This is a genomic window from Mycobacterium sp. (assembly GCF_046091765.1).
In the GTDB taxonomy this organism is placed as follows: Bacteria; Actinomycetota; Actinomycetes; order Mycobacteriales; family Mycobacteriaceae; genus Mycobacterium.
In genome coordinates this window covers 1-14,761 of record NZ_JBJTCF010000087.1, presented here as the reverse complement: position 1 = coordinate 14,761, position 14,761 = coordinate 1, and the positions used below count along the sequence as shown (strand labels likewise).

The 14,761-nt window shown below is 70.6% G+C and carries 16 protein-coding genes; 10 read left to right on the top strand and 6 right to left on the bottom strand.

Annotated features, from left to right (window positions below):
• Positions 1-21: 21 nt before the first annotated feature.
• Both purE and ACKOB8_RS08945 read right to left on the bottom strand, forming a co-directional pair.
• Positions 22-534, bottom strand: a complete 513-nt coding sequence (gene purE, locus ACKOB8_RS08950) for a 5-(carboxyamino)imidazole ribonucleotide mutase (protein WP_526376855.1) — start codon at positions 532-534, stop codon at positions 22-24.
• Positions 521-1,726, bottom strand: a complete 1,206-nt coding sequence (locus tag ACKOB8_RS08945) for a 5-(carboxyamino)imidazole ribonucleotide synthase (protein WP_526376854.1) — start codon at positions 1,724-1,726, stop codon at positions 521-523. The genes purE and ACKOB8_RS08945 overlap by 14 nt, the downstream gene beginning before the upstream one ends.
• A gap of 77 nt (positions 1,727-1,803) precedes the next feature.
• Here ACKOB8_RS08945 and ACKOB8_RS08940 point away from each other — a divergent pair, with 77 nt between their 5' ends.
• The gene (locus ACKOB8_RS08940; RefSeq protein WP_526376853.1) at positions 1,804-2,406 is read left to right on the top strand and encodes a GtrA family protein; all 603 of its coding nucleotides are present in this window, start codon (positions 1,804-1,806) and stop codon (positions 2,404-2,406) included.
• A gap of 9 nt (positions 2,407-2,415) precedes the next feature.
• Here the strand turns inward: ACKOB8_RS08940 and ACKOB8_RS08935 are convergent, their stop codons facing one another.
• On the bottom strand, positions 2,416-2,913 hold the full coding sequence (locus ACKOB8_RS08935) for a PH domain-containing protein (RefSeq protein WP_526376852.1): 498 nt from the start codon (positions 2,911-2,913) through the stop codon (positions 2,416-2,418).
• A gap of 17 nt (positions 2,914-2,930) precedes the next feature.
• Here ACKOB8_RS08935 and ACKOB8_RS08930 point away from each other — a divergent pair, with 17 nt between their 5' ends.
• From ACKOB8_RS08930 to ACKOB8_RS08910, 5 genes are read left to right on the top strand one after another with little or no spacing between them, the layout of a single operon-like run.
• Complete coding sequence (locus tag ACKOB8_RS08930; protein ID WP_526376851.1) at positions 2,931-4,547, top strand: acyl-CoA carboxylase subunit beta; 1,617 nt, start codon at positions 2,931-2,933, stop codon at positions 4,545-4,547.
• Positions 4,548-4,597: 50 nt separating this feature from the next.
• A complete protein-coding gene (locus ACKOB8_RS08925) occupies positions 4,598-4,846 on the top strand; it encodes an acyl-CoA carboxylase epsilon subunit (RefSeq protein WP_526376925.1) in 249 nt (82 codons plus the stop codon).
• A complete protein-coding gene (locus tag ACKOB8_RS08920; protein ID WP_526376850.1) occupies positions 4,843-5,481 on the top strand; it encodes a Maf family protein in 639 nt (212 codons plus the stop codon). Before ACKOB8_RS08925 ends, ACKOB8_RS08920 begins: the two co-directional genes overlap by 4 nt.
• Positions 5,482-5,513: 32 nt before the next feature.
• A complete protein-coding gene (locus ACKOB8_RS08915) occupies positions 5,514-6,398 on the top strand; it encodes a sulfurtransferase (RefSeq protein WP_526376849.1) in 885 nt (294 codons plus the stop codon).
• A 2-nt stretch (positions 6,399-6,400) separates the two neighbouring features.
• Positions 6,401-6,811: a SufE family protein gene (locus ACKOB8_RS08910; protein ID WP_526376848.1), complete on the top strand. Its 411-nt coding sequence runs from the start codon at positions 6,401-6,403 to the stop codon at positions 6,809-6,811.
• Between the two features lie 4 nt (positions 6,812-6,815).
• Here the strand turns inward: ACKOB8_RS08910 and ACKOB8_RS08905 are convergent, their stop codons facing one another.
• A complete protein-coding gene (locus tag ACKOB8_RS08905) occupies positions 6,816-8,798 on the bottom strand; it encodes a hypothetical protein (RefSeq protein ID WP_526376847.1) in 1,983 nt (660 codons plus the stop codon).
• An 86-nt stretch (positions 8,799-8,884) separates the two neighbouring features.
• Between ACKOB8_RS08905 and ACKOB8_RS08900 the strand changes: the two genes are divergently transcribed.
• Positions 8,885-10,663, top strand: a complete 1,779-nt coding sequence (locus ACKOB8_RS08900) for an acetyl/propionyl/methylcrotonyl-CoA carboxylase subunit alpha (RefSeq protein ID WP_526376846.1) — start codon at positions 8,885-8,887, stop codon at positions 10,661-10,663.
• A gap of 6 nt (positions 10,664-10,669) precedes the next feature.
• Positions 10,670-10,891, top strand: coding sequence for an Rv3202a family protein (locus ACKOB8_RS08895; protein ID WP_526376845.1), 222 nt, complete (start codon positions 10,670-10,672; stop codon positions 10,889-10,891).
• Between the two features lie 4 nt (positions 10,892-10,895).
• On the opposite strand, the gene ACKOB8_RS08890 is transcribed toward ACKOB8_RS08895, so the two are convergent.
• The gene (locus ACKOB8_RS08890; protein WP_526376844.1) at positions 10,896-12,107 is read right to left on the bottom strand and encodes a glycosyltransferase family 2 protein; all 1,212 of its coding nucleotides are present in this window, start codon (positions 12,105-12,107) and stop codon (positions 10,896-10,898) included.
• Positions 12,108-12,121: 14 nt separating this feature from the next.
• Positions 12,122-13,225, bottom strand: a complete 1,104-nt coding sequence (locus ACKOB8_RS08885; RefSeq protein ID WP_526376924.1) for an alpha/beta fold hydrolase — start codon at positions 13,223-13,225, stop codon at positions 12,122-12,124.
• 50 nt (positions 13,226-13,275) lie between these two features.
• On the opposite strand from ACKOB8_RS08885, the gene ACKOB8_RS08880 reads away from it, so the two are divergent.
• The gene (locus ACKOB8_RS08880) at positions 13,276-13,491 is read left to right on the top strand and encodes a ferredoxin (RefSeq protein WP_526376843.1); all 216 of its coding nucleotides are present in this window, start codon (positions 13,276-13,278) and stop codon (positions 13,489-13,491) included.
• A 35-nt stretch (positions 13,492-13,526) separates the two neighbouring features.
• The coding region (locus ACKOB8_RS08875; RefSeq protein ID WP_526376923.1) for an NAD(P)/FAD-dependent oxidoreductase at positions 13,527-14,761 on the top strand (1,235 nt) is incomplete at its 3' end.

Below are 14,761 nucleotides of genomic sequence, written 5' to 3'. Positions count from 1 at the left end.
CGGTCAAGGTTACTAGCTCGTTCACTCTCCGAGTAATCGCTCCCGCAGGGCGCGGTCCTTGGCCAGCACCTCCGCTTCGAGATTCTCCTGGAAGGTCCGCATCCGCCCGGCCAGCGAGGGGTCGGCGGCCGCCAGGATCCGCACCGCCAGCAGTCCGGCGTTGCGGGCCCCGCCGATCGACACGCACGCCACCGGCACCCCGGCCGGCATCTGCACGATGGACAGTAGCGAGTCCATGCCGTCCAGGGTGCTCAGCGGCACCGGCACCCCGATCACCGGCAGCGGGGTGGCCGAGGCGACCATACCGGGCAGGTGCGCCGCTCCCCCGGCACCGGCGATGATCACCGCGACGCCGCGGCCGGCCGCGCCGCGGGCGTAGTCCAGCATCCGTTCGGGAGTGCGGTGCGCGGAGACCACCCCGACCTCGAAGGGTACGTCGAACTCGGCGAGCGCCTCGGCGGCGGCCGACATCACCGGCCAGTCGCTGTCGCTGCCCATGATGAGGCCGACCCGCGGCCCGTCAGGTGTGCTCATCGCTGCTCCATTCTGCGTGCGACAGCCAGTGTGCCGCGCGTTCGGCGCGCTCCCGCACGGCGGGCAGCTCGGCGGGGTCGGCGCCGAGAACGTTGACGTGGCCGATCTTGCGGCCCGGCCGCTCCTGCTTGCCGTAGAGGTGCACGTGCGCCTCCGGGATCCGGCCGAACAGGTGGTGCACCCGTTCGTCCATCGCCATCGCCGGGGTCTGCGCCGCACCCAGCACGTTGGCCATCACCGTCACCGGGGCGATCGCCCGGGTGTCGCCGAGCGGGTAGTCCAGCACGGCGCGCAGGTGCTGTTCGAACTGACTGGTGACCGACCCGTTCATCGTCCAGTGCCCGGAGTTGTGCGGCCGCATCGCCAGTTCGTTGACCACCAGCGCGCCCTCGGGTGTCTCGAACAGTTCGACCGCCAGCACCCCCACCACCCCGAGTTCCTCGGCGATCCGCAGCGCCAGGCGCTCGGCGTCGGCGGCCGCATCCTCGGGCAGTCCTGGTGCCGGCGCGAGCACCGTGACGCAGATCCCGTCACGCTGCACGGTCTCCACCACCGGCCAGGCGGCCCCCTGGCCGTAGGGCGAGCGGGCCACCAGCGCCGCAAGCTCGCGGCGCATCGGCACCCGCTCCTCCAGCAGCACCGCCACCCCGTCGGCCAGATAGCCGGCCGCCGCGTCGCGGGCCTGGGCCACGTCGCGGGCCAGCACCACCCCGCGCCCGTCGTACCCGCCGCGGGCGGCCTTGACCACCACCGGGCCGCCGACACGGGCGGCGAAGGCGTCGACGTCGTCGACCGTGCGCGCCTGCGTGAACCGCGGCACCGGGGCGCCGAGGGCGGCCAGCCGCTCGCGCATCGCCAGCTTGTCCTGCGCGCACACCAACGCCTCCGGGGGCGGCCACACCGTCACCGCCTCGCCGACGAGGGTGCGCAGCATCTCGGTCGGGACGTGCTCGTGGTCGAAGGTCAGCGCGTCGGTGCCGGCCGCCGCGCGGCGCAGCGCCTCGAGGTCGTCGTGCGACCCGATCACCACGTCGGGGCTGACCTGGGCGGCCGGGTCGTCGGCGCGCACCGCCAGCACCCGCAGGCTCATGCCCAGGGCGATCGCGGCCTGGTGCGTCATCCTGGCCAGCTGGCCGCCGCCGACCATCGCCACCACGGGGGCGGGCGCGGGTGAGTCCGGCACGGTGATCATCGTGTCATGCCGACGTTTACCTACCGTGACCAGCACGGCTGCGCAGGATCAGGGGGTTTTCCGTAGAATTCGCGCTCGTGTCCTTTGCCGATGCCACGATCGCCCGGCTGCCCCGGCCGATCCGGCCGTTCGCCGAGCGGCACCACGAGCTGATCAAGTTCGCGATCGTGGGCGCGACGACGTTCGTCATCGACTCGGCGATCTTCTTCACCCTCAAGCTGACCATCCTGGAGCCCAAACCGGTGACGGCGAAGGTGATCGCCGGCATCGTCGCGGTGATCGCCTCCTACATCCTCAATCGGGAGTGGAGCTTCCGCGACCGCGGCGGGCGCGAACGCCACCACGAGGCGCTGCTGTTCTTCGGGTTCAGCGGCGTCGGCGTGCTGCTGAGCATGGCCCCGCTGTGGGTGTCGAGCTACGTGCTCGAGCTACGCGTGCCGAACGTCTCGCTGACCGTGGAGAACATCGCCGACTTCATCTCGGCCTACCTGCTGGGCAACCTGCTGCAGATGGCCTTCCGGTTCTGGGCGTTCCGGCGCTGGGTGTTCCCCGACGAGTCCGGCGGCGCCGACGGCGAGCGCGCGCTGGAGTCGGCGCTGACCTCGGGGGGCATCGCCGAGGTGATCGAGGACGAGATCGAGACGCGCCGACGCCGCCGGCGCTCCTCGCCCGCGGCCTGACGCTTCCGGTCAGGCGTCGCCGAACACTTCGCGGTAGAGCAGCGCGTGCACCTGTTCGACGCGGGGGATGTCGTCGAACTCCAGCGGATCCTGGGCGGCCGACTCGATGATCAGGGTGCCGGTGCGCACCATCCGGTCGGGCAGTGAGTGACGGAACTCCACGCTGTTGATCCGGGCCAGCGGGATGTCGATGCCGGCCCGGGTGAACATGCCGTGGCGGTACATCACCCGCCGGTCGGTGATCACGAAGTGGACGGTCAGCCAGGCCAGGAACGGGCGCAGCGTCAGCCAGCCGACGGCCAGCAGCCACAGCGCGGCGATCACCGCCCAGAGCACGGTGCGGGTGGTGGCGTCCCACCCGGTCCGGCTGACCACGGCGGCGGCGAAGCTGGCCAGCGCGGTGGCGACCAGCAGCGCGAGCACCGGCAGCACCAGACGCTTCCAGTGCGGATGGCGATGCAGCACCACCACCTCGTCGGTCGCCAGCAGGTTGTCGGGGTAGCCCATGGGTACCATCGTGACCCATGACGAGCGTGACCGAGCCGGACGCGGACATTCACACCACGGCCGGCAAGCTGGCCGACCTTCGCAAGCGCACCGCGGAGACGCTGCACCCGGTCGGTGAGACCGCGGTGGAGAAGACCCACGCCAAGGGCAAGCTGACCGCCCGGGAGCGCGTGCTGGCCCTGCTCGACGAGGACTCCTTCGTCGAACTCGACGCGCTGGCCCGGCACCGCGCGACCAACTTCGGGCTGGCCGAGAACCGGCCGGTGGGCGACGGCGTGGTGACCGGGTACGGCACCGTCGACGGCCGCCCGGTGTGCATCTTCAGCCAGGACGCCATGGTGTTCGGCGGCAGCCTCGGCGAGGTCTACGGCGAGAAGATCGTCAAGGTCCAGGAACTGGCGGTCAAGACCGGCCGGCCGCTGATCGGCATCAACGACGGCGCCGGCGCCCGCATCCAGGAGGGTGTGGTGTCGCTGGGCCTCTACAGCCGGATCTTCCGCAACAACATCCTGGCCTCCGGGGTCATCCCGCAGATATCGCTGATCATGGGGGCGGCCGCCGGCGGGCACGTGTACGGCCCCGCGCTGACCGACTTCGTGGTGATGGTCGACCAGACCAGCCAGATGTTCATCACCGGACCCGACGTGATCAAGACCGTCACCGGCGAGGACGTCACCATGGAGGAACTCGGTGGCGCGCACACCCACATGGCCAAGTCCGGCACCGCGCACTACGTCGCCTCCGGCGAGCAGGACGCCTTCGACTACGTGCGCGAGCTGCTGAGCTATCTGCCGCCCAACAACTACGCCGAACCGCCGCGGCTGCCCGCGCCGCCGCACCCGGGCGCCATCGAGGACAACCTCACCGACGAGGACCTCGAACTGGACACGCTGATCCCGGACTCCCCCAACCAGCCCTACGACATGCACGAGGTGATCACCCGGATCCTCGACGACGACGAGTTCCTGGAGCTGCAGGCCGACTACGCGCAGAACATCGTCGTCGGGTTCGGCCGCATCGACGGACGCGCGGTCGGCGTCGTCGCCAACCAGCCCACCCAGTTCGCCGGCTGCCTGGACATCAACGCCTCGGAGAAAGCCGCGCGGTTCGTGCGCACCTGCGACTGCTTCAACATCCCGATCGTGATGCTCGTCGACGTCCCGGGCTTCCTGCCCGGCACCGACCAGGAGTACAACGGCATCATCCGCCGCGGCGCGAAGCTGCTCTACGCCTACGCCGAGGCCACCGTCGCCAAGATCACCGTCATCACCCGCAAGGCCTACGGCGGGGCGTACTGCGTGATGGGCTCCAAGGACCTGGGCTGCGACGTCAACCTGGCCTGGCCGACCGCGCAGATCGCGGTGATGGGTGCCTCCGGCGCGGTGGGGTTCGTCTACCGCAAACAGCTCGCCGAGGCCGAGGCCGGCGGTGAGGACGTCGAGGCGGTTCGGCTGCAGTTGCAGCAGGACTACGAGGACACCCTGGTGAACCCCTACGTCGCCGCCGAGCGCGGCTACGTCGACGCGGTGATCCCGCCGTCGCACACCCGCGGCTACATCGCCACCGCGCTGCGGCTGCTGGAGCGCAAGATCGTGCAGACCCCGCCGAAGAAGCACGGGAACATTCCACTGTGAGCGCAGCGAACACCGACGACACTGTGAGCGCAGCGAACACCGACGACACTGTGAGCGCCGCGAACACCGACAACACCGTGAGCGCCGCGAACACCGCCGACATCACCGTGCTCAAGGGCAGCCCCACCGCCGCCGAACTCGCCGCGCTGGTGGCGGTGCTGGCCGGGCTGCGCGGCGCGTCGGCGGCGGCCGAGCCCGGGGAACGCGACCTGTGGGGTCACCCGGTGGACATGCTGCGCTACCCGGTCACCAGCTGGCAGCGGGTCACGCTGCTGGAGCGGACCCACATGCGCCGATGACCCGGGTCGTGCTCGCCTCGGCCTCCACCGGCCGGCTTCGGGTGTTGCGCGGGGCCGGCATCGACCCGCTGGTGGCCGTCTCCGGGGTGGACGAGGACGCGGTGATCGACCGCCTCGGGGCCAACGCCGCCCCCGAGACCGTGGTCAGCGAACTGGCCGAGCAGAAGGCCGCGGCGGTCAGCCACACCCTGGCGCCCGAGGTGGCGGCCGACTGCGTGGTGATCGGCTGCGACTCGATGCTCTACGTCGGCGATGAATTGCGCGGCAAGCCCGGTACGCCGGAACAGGCACGCGCGCAGTGGCATTCGATGGCGGGCCGCTCCGGTGAGCTCTTCACCGGGCACTGCGTGCGCCGCATGCTGGCCGGCCGGACCCGGTCGGCGACCCGGGCGGCGGTGACCACGGTGCGTTTCGGCGTGCCCACCGACAGCGAACTGGCGGACTACATCGCCAGCGGCGAGCCGCTGGGGGTGGCCGGCGGTTTCACCGTCGACGGGCTCGGCGGGTGGTTCCTCGACGGCGTCAACGGCGACCCGTCCAACGTGATCGGGCTGGGGCTGGCGGTCACCCGGCGGCTGCTGGAGGAGGTCGGGCTCTCCCTCGGTGAGCTGTGGAGGTCCAATCCCCTCGGCTGAGCGACGGCAGCCTCGTAGGTAGGCTCGACGCCGTGCCGGTACCGCCAGATCCCCACCCCTCCCTGCAGGACTACGCCCACCCCGAGCGCCTGGTCACCACCGACTGGCTGGCCCAGCACCTGGGCACCCCCGGTCTGGTGGTGGTCGAGTCCGACGAGGACGTGCTGCTCTACGACATCGGGCACATCCCCGGCGCGGTCAAGGTCGACTGGCACACCGACCTCAACGACCCGCAGGTGCGCGACTACATCACCGGCGAGCAGTTCGCCGAACTGATGAACCGCAAGGGCATCGGGCGCGACGACACCGTGGTGCTCTACGGCGACAAGAGCAACTGGTGGGCGGCCTACGCGCTGTGGGTGTTCACCCTGTTCGGCCACCCCGACGTGCGGCTGCTCAACGGTGGGCGCGACCTTTGGCTGGCCGAGGGCCGCGACACCACACTGGCCGTGCCGGAGCGGGCCACCACCGGCTACCCGGTGGTCCAGCGCGACGACGGCGCGATCCGCGCGTTCAAGGACGACGTGCTGGCCGCGCTGAAGTCCGGCGGCATGCCGCTGGTCGACGTGCGCTCCCCGCAGGAGTACACCGGGGAGCGCACGCACATGCCCGACTACCCCGAGGAGGGCGCGCTGCGCGGCGGGCACATCCCCACGGCGGTGTCGGTGCCGTGGGCGAGCGCGGCAGCCGAACTCGGCCGCTTCCGCAGCCGCGCCGAACTCGACGAGATCTACTCGTTCGTCACGCCGGGCACCATCGCCTACTGCCGCATCGGCGAACGGTCCAGCCACACCTGGTTCGTGCTGACCCACCTGCTCGGCGTTCCCGGGGTGCGCAACTACGACGGGTCCTGGACGGAGTGGGGCAACACGGTGCGGGCGCCCATCGTCTCCGGGGACCAGCCCGGCTCGCTGTGAGCATGCCCGCCCCGCTGGCGGCGGTGGTGTCGGAGTTCGCGGAGGTCGACGGGCAGGACAAGCTGAAGCTGCTGCTGGAGTTCGCCGACGAGTTGCCGCCGCTGCCGGCCGGCCTGGAGGAGGCGGCGATGGAGCCGGTGCCGGAGTGCCAGTCACCGCTCTTCCTGCACGTCGACGCCGCCGACGCCGCCCGCGTGCGGCTGCACTTCAGCGCACCGGCCGAGGCGCCGACCACCCGGGGGTTCGCCTCGATCCTCGCCGCCGGACTGGACGGCCAGCCCGCCGGCGACATCCTGGCGGTGCCCGACGACTTCTACGCCGAACTGGGATTGGCGAAGCTCATCAGCCCGCTGCGGCTGCGCGGGATGTCGGCGATGCTGGCGCGGATCAAGCGCCGGCTGCGGGAGTCCTGAGGTATCAGCCCACGCGGACCACGTCGGTGGTCGCGCCGGGATCGGTGGTGCCGAACCAGATGTCGCCGAGGTAGTCGGCGATCGGGAATCCCGCCGAGGGCACGGTCGTCTCGATCCGCGCGATCGTCGGGGTGCCGGCCAGGTCGCCGGTGATCCGCACCACCAGCGGGCTGCCGCTGCCGTTGCCGAACCACAGCGCGCCGGTGCCGTCGACGATCGGCAGCGACGGGCCCGCCACGCCGGTGTCGAACGGGGTGAACTGCGGTGTCCCCGTCAGGTCGCCGTTGATGCGCATCACCAGGGTGCTGGTGGCGGTGTTGCCGAACCAGACCGCGCCGTTGCCGTCGACGGTTCCGGTGCGCACGTTGGGGATTGCGGTGTCGAACCCGGTGATCGTCGGGGTGCCGGCGAGGTCGCCGCCGATGCGCACCAGCGTCGTCGAACCGGAGTCGTTGCCGAACCACAGCTGGCCGGTGGTGTCTCGGAGGGGGAAGTCCGGCTTGAGCACCCCGGTGTCGAAGGCGGTGATCGTCGGGGTGCCCGCGAGGTCGCCGCTGATCCGCACCACCGAGGTGCTGCCGGCGCCGATGAAGTTGCCGAACCACAGGTTGCCGTTGTCGTCGATGACCGCGGTGACCGGGTTGCGCACGCCGGTGTCGAAGGCGGTGATCGTCGGTGTCCCGCCGAGATCTCCGCTGACCCGCACGACGAGCCGCGTGGTGTCGTCGAAGCTGCCGAACCACAGGTTGCCGTTGCGGTCGACCACCGGCCACGCCGGATTGGTGACCGGCGTCTCGAGCAGGGTGATCGTCGGCGTGCCGGAGAGGTCTCCGCTGACGCGCACCACCTGCCTGCCGCCGCCGGTCTGGCCGAACCACAGCCGGCCGGCGTCGTCGACCGTGACCGTCACCGGGGACGGGGCGCCGGTGTCGAGGGCGGTGATCGTCGGCTGGCCGCCGAGTGCTCCGCTGACGCGCACGATGAACGGCGTCGGCCCGTTCTGGTCGGCGTTGCCGAACCACAGGTTGCCGGCACTGTCGGTCGCCGCGGTGACCGGGTTGGGCACACCGGTGGCGAACACCGAGACAGCCGGGGTCGGCGCCCCGCCGGACCCGCCGTCGCCGCCGGACCCGCCCGTGCCGTCGGACCCGCCGCTGCCGCCGGTTCCGCCGGTGGCCGGGGTGTCGACGACGACCAGGGTTCGGCCGGTGCCGCCGCGACCGCCGATGCCGCCCCGCCCGCCGGCACCGCCGGCGGCGTTGGCGCCTCCGGTGCCCCCGGTTCCGCCGGTGCCGCCCGCGCCTCCGGCACCGCCGCGGCTGAACAACCAGCTGCCCGTGCCGCCGTCGCCGCCGACCCCGCCGCTGCCCCCGGTGCCGCCGGGGATCCCGATCCCCGCGCCGTCCGCCCCGGCGGTGCCATCGCCACCGGCCCCGCCCGGTCCGCCGTCACCGGCCAGCAGTCCGCCGCGACCGCCGCGGCCGCCCGCACCGCCGGTGGTGCCGTCCCCGCCGCGCCCGCCGGCGCCGCCGTCACCCCACACCGACAGCAGGCCCACGTCGCCGCCGGCTCCCCCGGTTCCGCCGGTCTCGCGGCCGTCACCGCCGCGCCCGCCGACGCCGGGCTGGAAGAAGAGGTGCCACAGCCCGAACAGGCCGGTGTTCCCGCCCCTTCCGCCCGCACCGCCGGTGGTGCCGTCCCCGCCGCGCCCCCCGGCGCCGCCGCTGCCGAAGATCAGCCCGCCGTTACCGCCCTGACCCCCCTGGCCGCCCTGGCCGCCCTGGCCGGCTGTGCCGTCGCCACCGGCCCGCATGACCGGCACCCGCGGGCGCGGCTTCGCGGCGGTACGACCGGTCGCCGGGTGCGCCCGATCCGCGGACGCGGCGGCCGGACCTGGGCTGGGCTGGTCGGTGTCGGCAGCCGCGCTCACCGGAGCCCACCACGCGATCGCCGCACCCACGCCCAACGCCAGCATCAGCGGCTTCACGGCACCCTCCGCCCTCTAGACTGCCTGCGAACTCTATTCTTAAACCACATTCTTAAACCACTTCTCAGAGTCGAGCAGGAGGCGTAGTGGCCATCTCCAAGGTTCTGGTCGCCAACCGCGGTGAGATCGCGGTCCGGGTGATTCGCGCGGCCAAGGACGCCGGTCTGGCCAGTGTGGCGGTCTACGCCGAACCCGATGCCGACGCCCCGCACGTCCGACTGGCCGACGAGGCCTTCGCGCTGGGCGGCCAGACCTCGGCGGAGTCCTACCTCGACTTCGGCAAGATCCTCGACGCGGCGGCCAAGTCCGGCGCGGACGCGATCCACCCCGGCTACGGATTCCTCTCGGAGAACGCCGATTTCGCGCAGGCCGTGATCGACGCCGGGCTGACCTGGATCGGGCCGAGCCCGCAGTCGATCCGCGACCTCGGCGACAAGGTCACCGCCCGCCACATCGCCGCCCGCGCGCAGGCCCCGCTGGTGCCCGGCACCTCCGAACCGGTCGCCGACGCCGACGAGGTGGTGGCCTTCGCCAAGGAGTACGGCGTGCCGATCGCCATCAAAGCCGCCTTCGGCGGCGGCGGGCGCGGCATGAAGGTGGCGCGCACGCTCGAGGAGATCCCCGAGCTGTTCGAGTCGGCCACCCGCGAGGCCATCGCCGCGTTCGGCCGCGGCGAGTGCTTCGTGGAGCGCTACCTGGACAAGCCGCGTCACGTCGAGGCCCAGGTCATCGCCGACCAGCACGGCAACGTCGTCGTCGCCGGCACCCGGGACTGCTCGCTGCAGCGCCGCTTCCAGAAACTGGTCGAGGAGGCGCCCGCCCCGTTCCTCACCGACGCCCAGCGCAGCGAGATCCACGAATCGGCGAAACGGATCTGCCGGGAGGCCGGTTACTACGGCGCGGGCACCATCGAGTACCTGGTCGGCCAGGACGGACTGATCTCGTTCCTGGAGGTGAACACCCGGCTGCAGGTGGAGCACCCGGTCACCGAGGAGACCTCCGGCATCGACCTGGTGCGCGAGCAGTTCCGCATCGCCAACGGCGAGAAGCTCGACATCGCCCACGACCCGGTGCCGCGCGGGCATTCGATCGAGTTCCGGATCAACGGCGAGGACGTCGGTCGCGGGTTTCTGCCCGCGCCGGGCCCGGTCACCCGCTTCGATCCCCCGACCGGACCGGGCGTGCGACTGGACTCCGGGGTGGAGAGCGGCTCGGTGATCGGCGGGCAGTTCGACTCGATGCTGGCCAAGCTGATCGTCACCGGCGCCGATCGCCGCCAGGCGATCGAGCGGGCCCGCCGGGCGCTGGACGAGTTCCACGTCGAGGGCCTGGCCACGGTGATCCCGTTTCACCGCGCGGTGGTCAGCCACCCGGCGTTCGTCGGCGACGATGGCGGCTTCACCGTGCACACCCGGTGGATCGAGACCGAGTGGGACAACACCATCGAGCCGTTCAGCGGCGCGGCCGAGGCCGACGCCGAGGAGACCGGGCCGCGCCAGACGCTCGTCGTCGAGGTCGACGGGCGCCGCCTGGAGGTGTCGCTGCCGGGTGATCTGGCGCTGAGCAATGGCGGCGGTGCGGCCGCGCCCGGGGTGATCCGCAAGAAGCCCAAGCCGCGCAAGCGGGGTGCCAGCGGCGGGGGCGGCGCCTCCGGCGACGCGGTCACCGCACCCATGCAGGGCACCGTGGTGAAGGTCGCCGTCGAGGAGGGGCAGGCCGTCGTGGTCGGCGAGCTGGTCGTGGTGCTGGAGGCGATGAAGATGGAGAACCCGGTGACCGCCCACAAGGACGGCGTGATCACCGGGCTGGCGGTCGAGGCCGGGGCGGCGATCACGCAGGGCACCGTGCTGGCCGAGATCAAGTGAGTTGCGTTGACTCAGGGCGATAGCGGCGACGGATTCGCCGACGAGGTGCCGGTGGCCGATGCGGTCGAGCAGCGCCGGCCCGCCGCCGAGCCCGCCGACCTGGAAAGCGTCGACCCCGGCGAGCGGGTACCGGTCGAGGACGGCGCGACTCCGTTGGAGGCCAACGAGTCGGACTGGCAGGAGCAGCACCAGCAGGTGGACGATCCCGACGAGGACGACGTCCGCTAGCCGGTCAGGGGAATCTGGCCAGCAGTTCCGCTTCGGAGATGACGAAGTCGGCGCTGCCCTCGGCTCGCTCGCGACTGACGAGCAGGATCGTGTTCATCGGCAGTGGCGACGACCTGTCCGCCCGGGCCACCAGACCCGCCGAGGAGAAGCCGTGGGCCTGGGAGAGGAACTTCGGCGGGTCGTCGAGGAAATAGACGATCGTCGCGTGTTCGGGATAGAACGGCTGCAGTCCCAGCAGGTACTCCAGTGCGGCGTTGACCCGGTAGGTCTCGTACGGGGCGGGCAGCAGCGAATCATCGCCGATGCAGCGCAGCCGGCTGGCGATGTAGTAGTTGTCGATCCAGTTGCCGCCCTCCTCGGTGCGCAGCCGCAAGCCGACGTACATCCGTACCCGGGTGAAGCGATCGATGGCGCGGTGACACCAGTCCAGTTCCTCAGCCGACAGCGTGGAGGCGAAGCGGGAGAGCAGGTGTTCGAGGCCTCCGCGGTAGCGATCCCAGCTTGATTTGACCTCTTCGATCCCTCCCTGGGAGCGCTGGTCGTCATCAAAGTAACGAGTGATTTGGCGATAGAAGGGTTCGGGGCCGAAGGTCACCGCCGACCGAGCCACCATCGCCGCAATCTGCACGAAGTAGAAAAACGCAAAATCATTCGCGCCGCCGGTCACCTCCCGGGCCAGCGCTGTCCTCGCAACGTAAATCTCCGGAAAGATGTGGCCCTCGACCAGGAAGGCGAAGAGCGCCCGGTGATCCCCCGCGGCGATCGTCGTCTCCTGGGCAACGTCGTAGAAGAGACCGAAATCCGCTGCTGCAACTCGGTCATGTATGAGCCAAGGCGCGAACACCGCTCCCACTTCAGGATTTTCCTCTAGGTAGTGGACGTATCGTCCAAGCTCAGTTGGAATAAGCAAATCGTCATCAGCGAGGTAAACGACGTAACGCCCCTTCGCGGCCACGAGCAGTTTCGCGATGTTGTGGTAGACACCCACATTCTCCGGCCGCCGGAAATACCGGATCGCCAACCGATCCTCGTAGCGGCGCACCACCTCCGGGGTGTGATCTTGCGAAGCGTTGTCGCCGATCAGAAGTTCATAGGAACAACCGAGTTCCCCGATACCGGCCGCGAGATCCTCAAGCAGGCACTCCAGATAGCGCGCCCGGTTGAAGGTGGGCACGCAGATGCTCAGGACCGGCGGATCCTCGCTTGCCGCATGCATGGCTCAGGATCGTCTCACAGCCGAACCGTCCCGAAGAACGCCCGCAGGTCCTCGACGAACAGCTCAGGCTGCTCGAACGCCGCGAAGTGCCCGCCGCGCGGCATGTCAGTCCAGTGGGTGATGGAGTAGCCGGCCTCACACCAGCTGCGCGGCGCCTTGAGGATCTCCTTGGGGAAGCGCGCGACCCCGGTCGGTACCTCCACCCGGGTGCCGCCGGTGAAGGAGCCGAAGCTCTCCCAGTACAGCCGGGCCGAGGACGCCCCGGAGTTGGTCACCCAGTAGATCGTCACGTTGTCCAGTAGCTCGTCTCTGCTCAGCGCGTTCTCCGGGTGGCCGTCGCAGTCGGTCCAGCCCCAGAACTTCTCCATGATCCAGGCCAGCTGGCCGGCCGGGGAATCGGCCAGTCCGTAGCCCAGGGTCTGCGGGCGGGTGGACTGCTGTTTGGAATAGCCGGAGTCCCACTGCTGGTAGTAGGCCAGCGCCTCGAGCGCTTCCCGCTCCTCGGCCGACGGATTGGCCAGATCCCCGGTCGGCAGTCCCAGCGGCATGTTGGTGTGGATCGCCACGCAGCCGTTGCCCTCCCCGGCGTCGCGGCCGATCTGGGTGGTGACCGCCGCCCCCCAGTCCCCGCCCTGCGCGCCGTAGCGCTGATAGCCCAGCCGGCGCATCAGGGTGTCCCAGGCTTTCGCGATCCGCTCCACCGTCCAGCCGGTCTCGGCGGGCTTGCCGGAGAAGCCGTATCCGGGCAGCGACGGGCACACCACGTGAAAATCCCGGGTCAGCGGCTCGATGACCTTGGTGAACTCGACGACCGAGCCCGGCCAGCCGTGGGTCATGACCAGCGGCAGGGCATCGGGGTTCACCGAGCGCTGGTGGATGAAGTGGATGTCCAGTCCGTCGATCTCGGTGACGAACTGCTCGAAGGTGTTCAGCCGGGCCTCCCGGGCGCGCCAGTCGTAGTCGCCCGCCCAGTAGGCCGCCAGTTCGCGGGTGTAGTCCAGCGGGATGCCCTGGCTCCAGTCGGCGACGCATTCGCGCTCCGGCCAGCGGGTGCGGCGCAGCCTGTCCCGCAGGTCGTCGAGGTCGGAGTCGGGCACGGCGATGCGGAACGGGCTGATATCGGCCATGGCGGGAGATTATCGCCTGGCCCGCACTAGTCTCAGGTCTCATGCGTTTGGTGGTCGATCTGAACAAATGCCAGGGCTACGCCCAGTGCGTCCCGCTGGCCCCGAAGGTGCTCAAGCTGCTCGGCGAGGAAGCCCTGGCCTACGACCCGAACCCGGACGACTCCCAGCGCCAGCAGGTATTGCGGGCCGCGGCGTCCTGCCCGGTGCAGGCCATCATCGTGGAGCTCGATCCCCCCGCTGACCGGGACACCACGTGAGCGCAAAGCCGGGTCCGACGTATTCCTTCGACGAGATCGTCAAGCAGTTCCGCGCCGAGGGCCGCATCGTCATCGTCGGAGCGTCCCTGGCCGGACTGCGCGCAGCAGAAGCGTTGCGGGACAGAGGCTTCGAGGGCTCACTGACCATCATCGGCGACGAGCCGCACGAACCCTATGACCGCCCGCCGCTGTCCAAGCAGGTACTCAAGGGCTGGGTGCCGACCGACCACACCAAGCTGCCGCGGCTGCGCCGGGTGGACGCCGACTGGAAACTGGGCGTGGCGGCGGTGGGCCTGGACCGGATCAACCATCTGGTGAAACTGGGCAACGGCGAGGAGGTCGGCTACGACCGGCTGCTGATCGCGACCGGTACCCGGGCCCGCCCATGGCCGAATCCGGAGGAGGCCGCCCTGCAGGGCGTATTCACGGTGCGTTCGGTCGAGGATGCCGCCGGGCTCTCAGCGGCGCTCAAGGCCAATCCACGCCGGGTGCTGGTCATCGGCTCGGGATTCGTCGGCTCGGAGATCGCCTCGGTGTGCCGCGATCTCGATCTGCCGGTCACGGTGACCGAACGCGGCAGCGGTCCGCTCAAGGGCGCGCTCGGCGGGGTGATCAGCGATATCGCCGCCGCCATGATGCGCGACGCCGGGGTGGACCTGCGGACCAGCACGAGCGTGACCTCGCTGAAGGGCGACGCCTCCGGACATGTCCGGTCCGCGACGCTGTCGGACGGCACCGTCCTGGACGTCGATGTGGTGATCCCCTCGCTGGGCTCGGTCCGCAACGTGGAGTGGCTCGACGGTGCCGGCTTGGCCGCCGGACAGTGGGGGGTGGGCTGCGACGCCGGTTGCCGCGCGTTCGACATCAACGGCGTGGTGACCGACCACATCTTCGTGGCCGGCGACGTGGCCCGCGCGCCGCACGTGCTCTACGGCTACCAGTACCTCGCGCTCGAGCACTGGGACAACGCGGTGTCGGGTGCCGAGGTGGCCGCCAACAACATGCTCAACCTCGAGGTGGGCCGCCGCCCGCACCTGCCGCTGCCGTCGTTCTGGTCCGGACAGTTCGGCGTCAACATCAAAAGCGTCGGGGTGTGCTCGTTCGGCGACGAAATCATCTTCACCCAGGGTTCACCGGAGGACCGCCGCTTCGCCGCGGCGTACGGCAAGAATGGCCGCATCGTCGGCGCGGTCACCTTCAACCACGGCAAGTGGCTGCCCTACTACGCCGAGCTGATCGAACGCTCCGCTCCCTTCCCCCCGCCCCCGCC

Bases quoted from the DNA above. Each gene is read 5' to 3' on its own strand.
- purE (WP_526376855.1), bottom strand. From the start codon at position 534: ATGAGCACACCTGACGGGCCGCGGGTCGGCCTCATCATGGGCAGCGAC.
- ACKOB8_RS08945 (WP_526376854.1), bottom strand. From the start codon at position 1,726: ATGATCACCGTGCCGGACTCACCCGCGCCCGCCCCCGTGGTGGCGATG.
- ACKOB8_RS08935 (WP_526376852.1), bottom strand. From the start codon at position 2,913: ATGGGCTACCCCGACAACCTGCTGGCGACCGACGAGGTGGTGGTGCTG.
- ACKOB8_RS08930 (WP_526376851.1), top strand. From the start codon at position 2,931: ATGACGAGCGTGACCGAGCCGGACGCGGACATTCACACCACGGCCGGC.
- ACKOB8_RS08920 (WP_526376850.1), top strand. From the start codon at position 4,843: ATGACCCGGGTCGTGCTCGCCTCGGCCTCCACCGGCCGGCTTCGGGTG.
- ACKOB8_RS08910 (WP_526376848.1), top strand. From the start codon at position 6,401: ATGCCCGCCCCGCTGGCGGCGGTGGTGTCGGAGTTCGCGGAGGTCGAC.
- ACKOB8_RS08890 (WP_526376844.1), bottom strand. From the start codon at position 12,107: ATGCATGCGGCAAGCGAGGATCCGCCGGTCCTGAGCATCTGCGTGCCC.
- ACKOB8_RS08880 (WP_526376843.1), top strand. From the start codon at position 13,276: ATGCGTTTGGTGGTCGATCTGAACAAATGCCAGGGCTACGCCCAGTGC.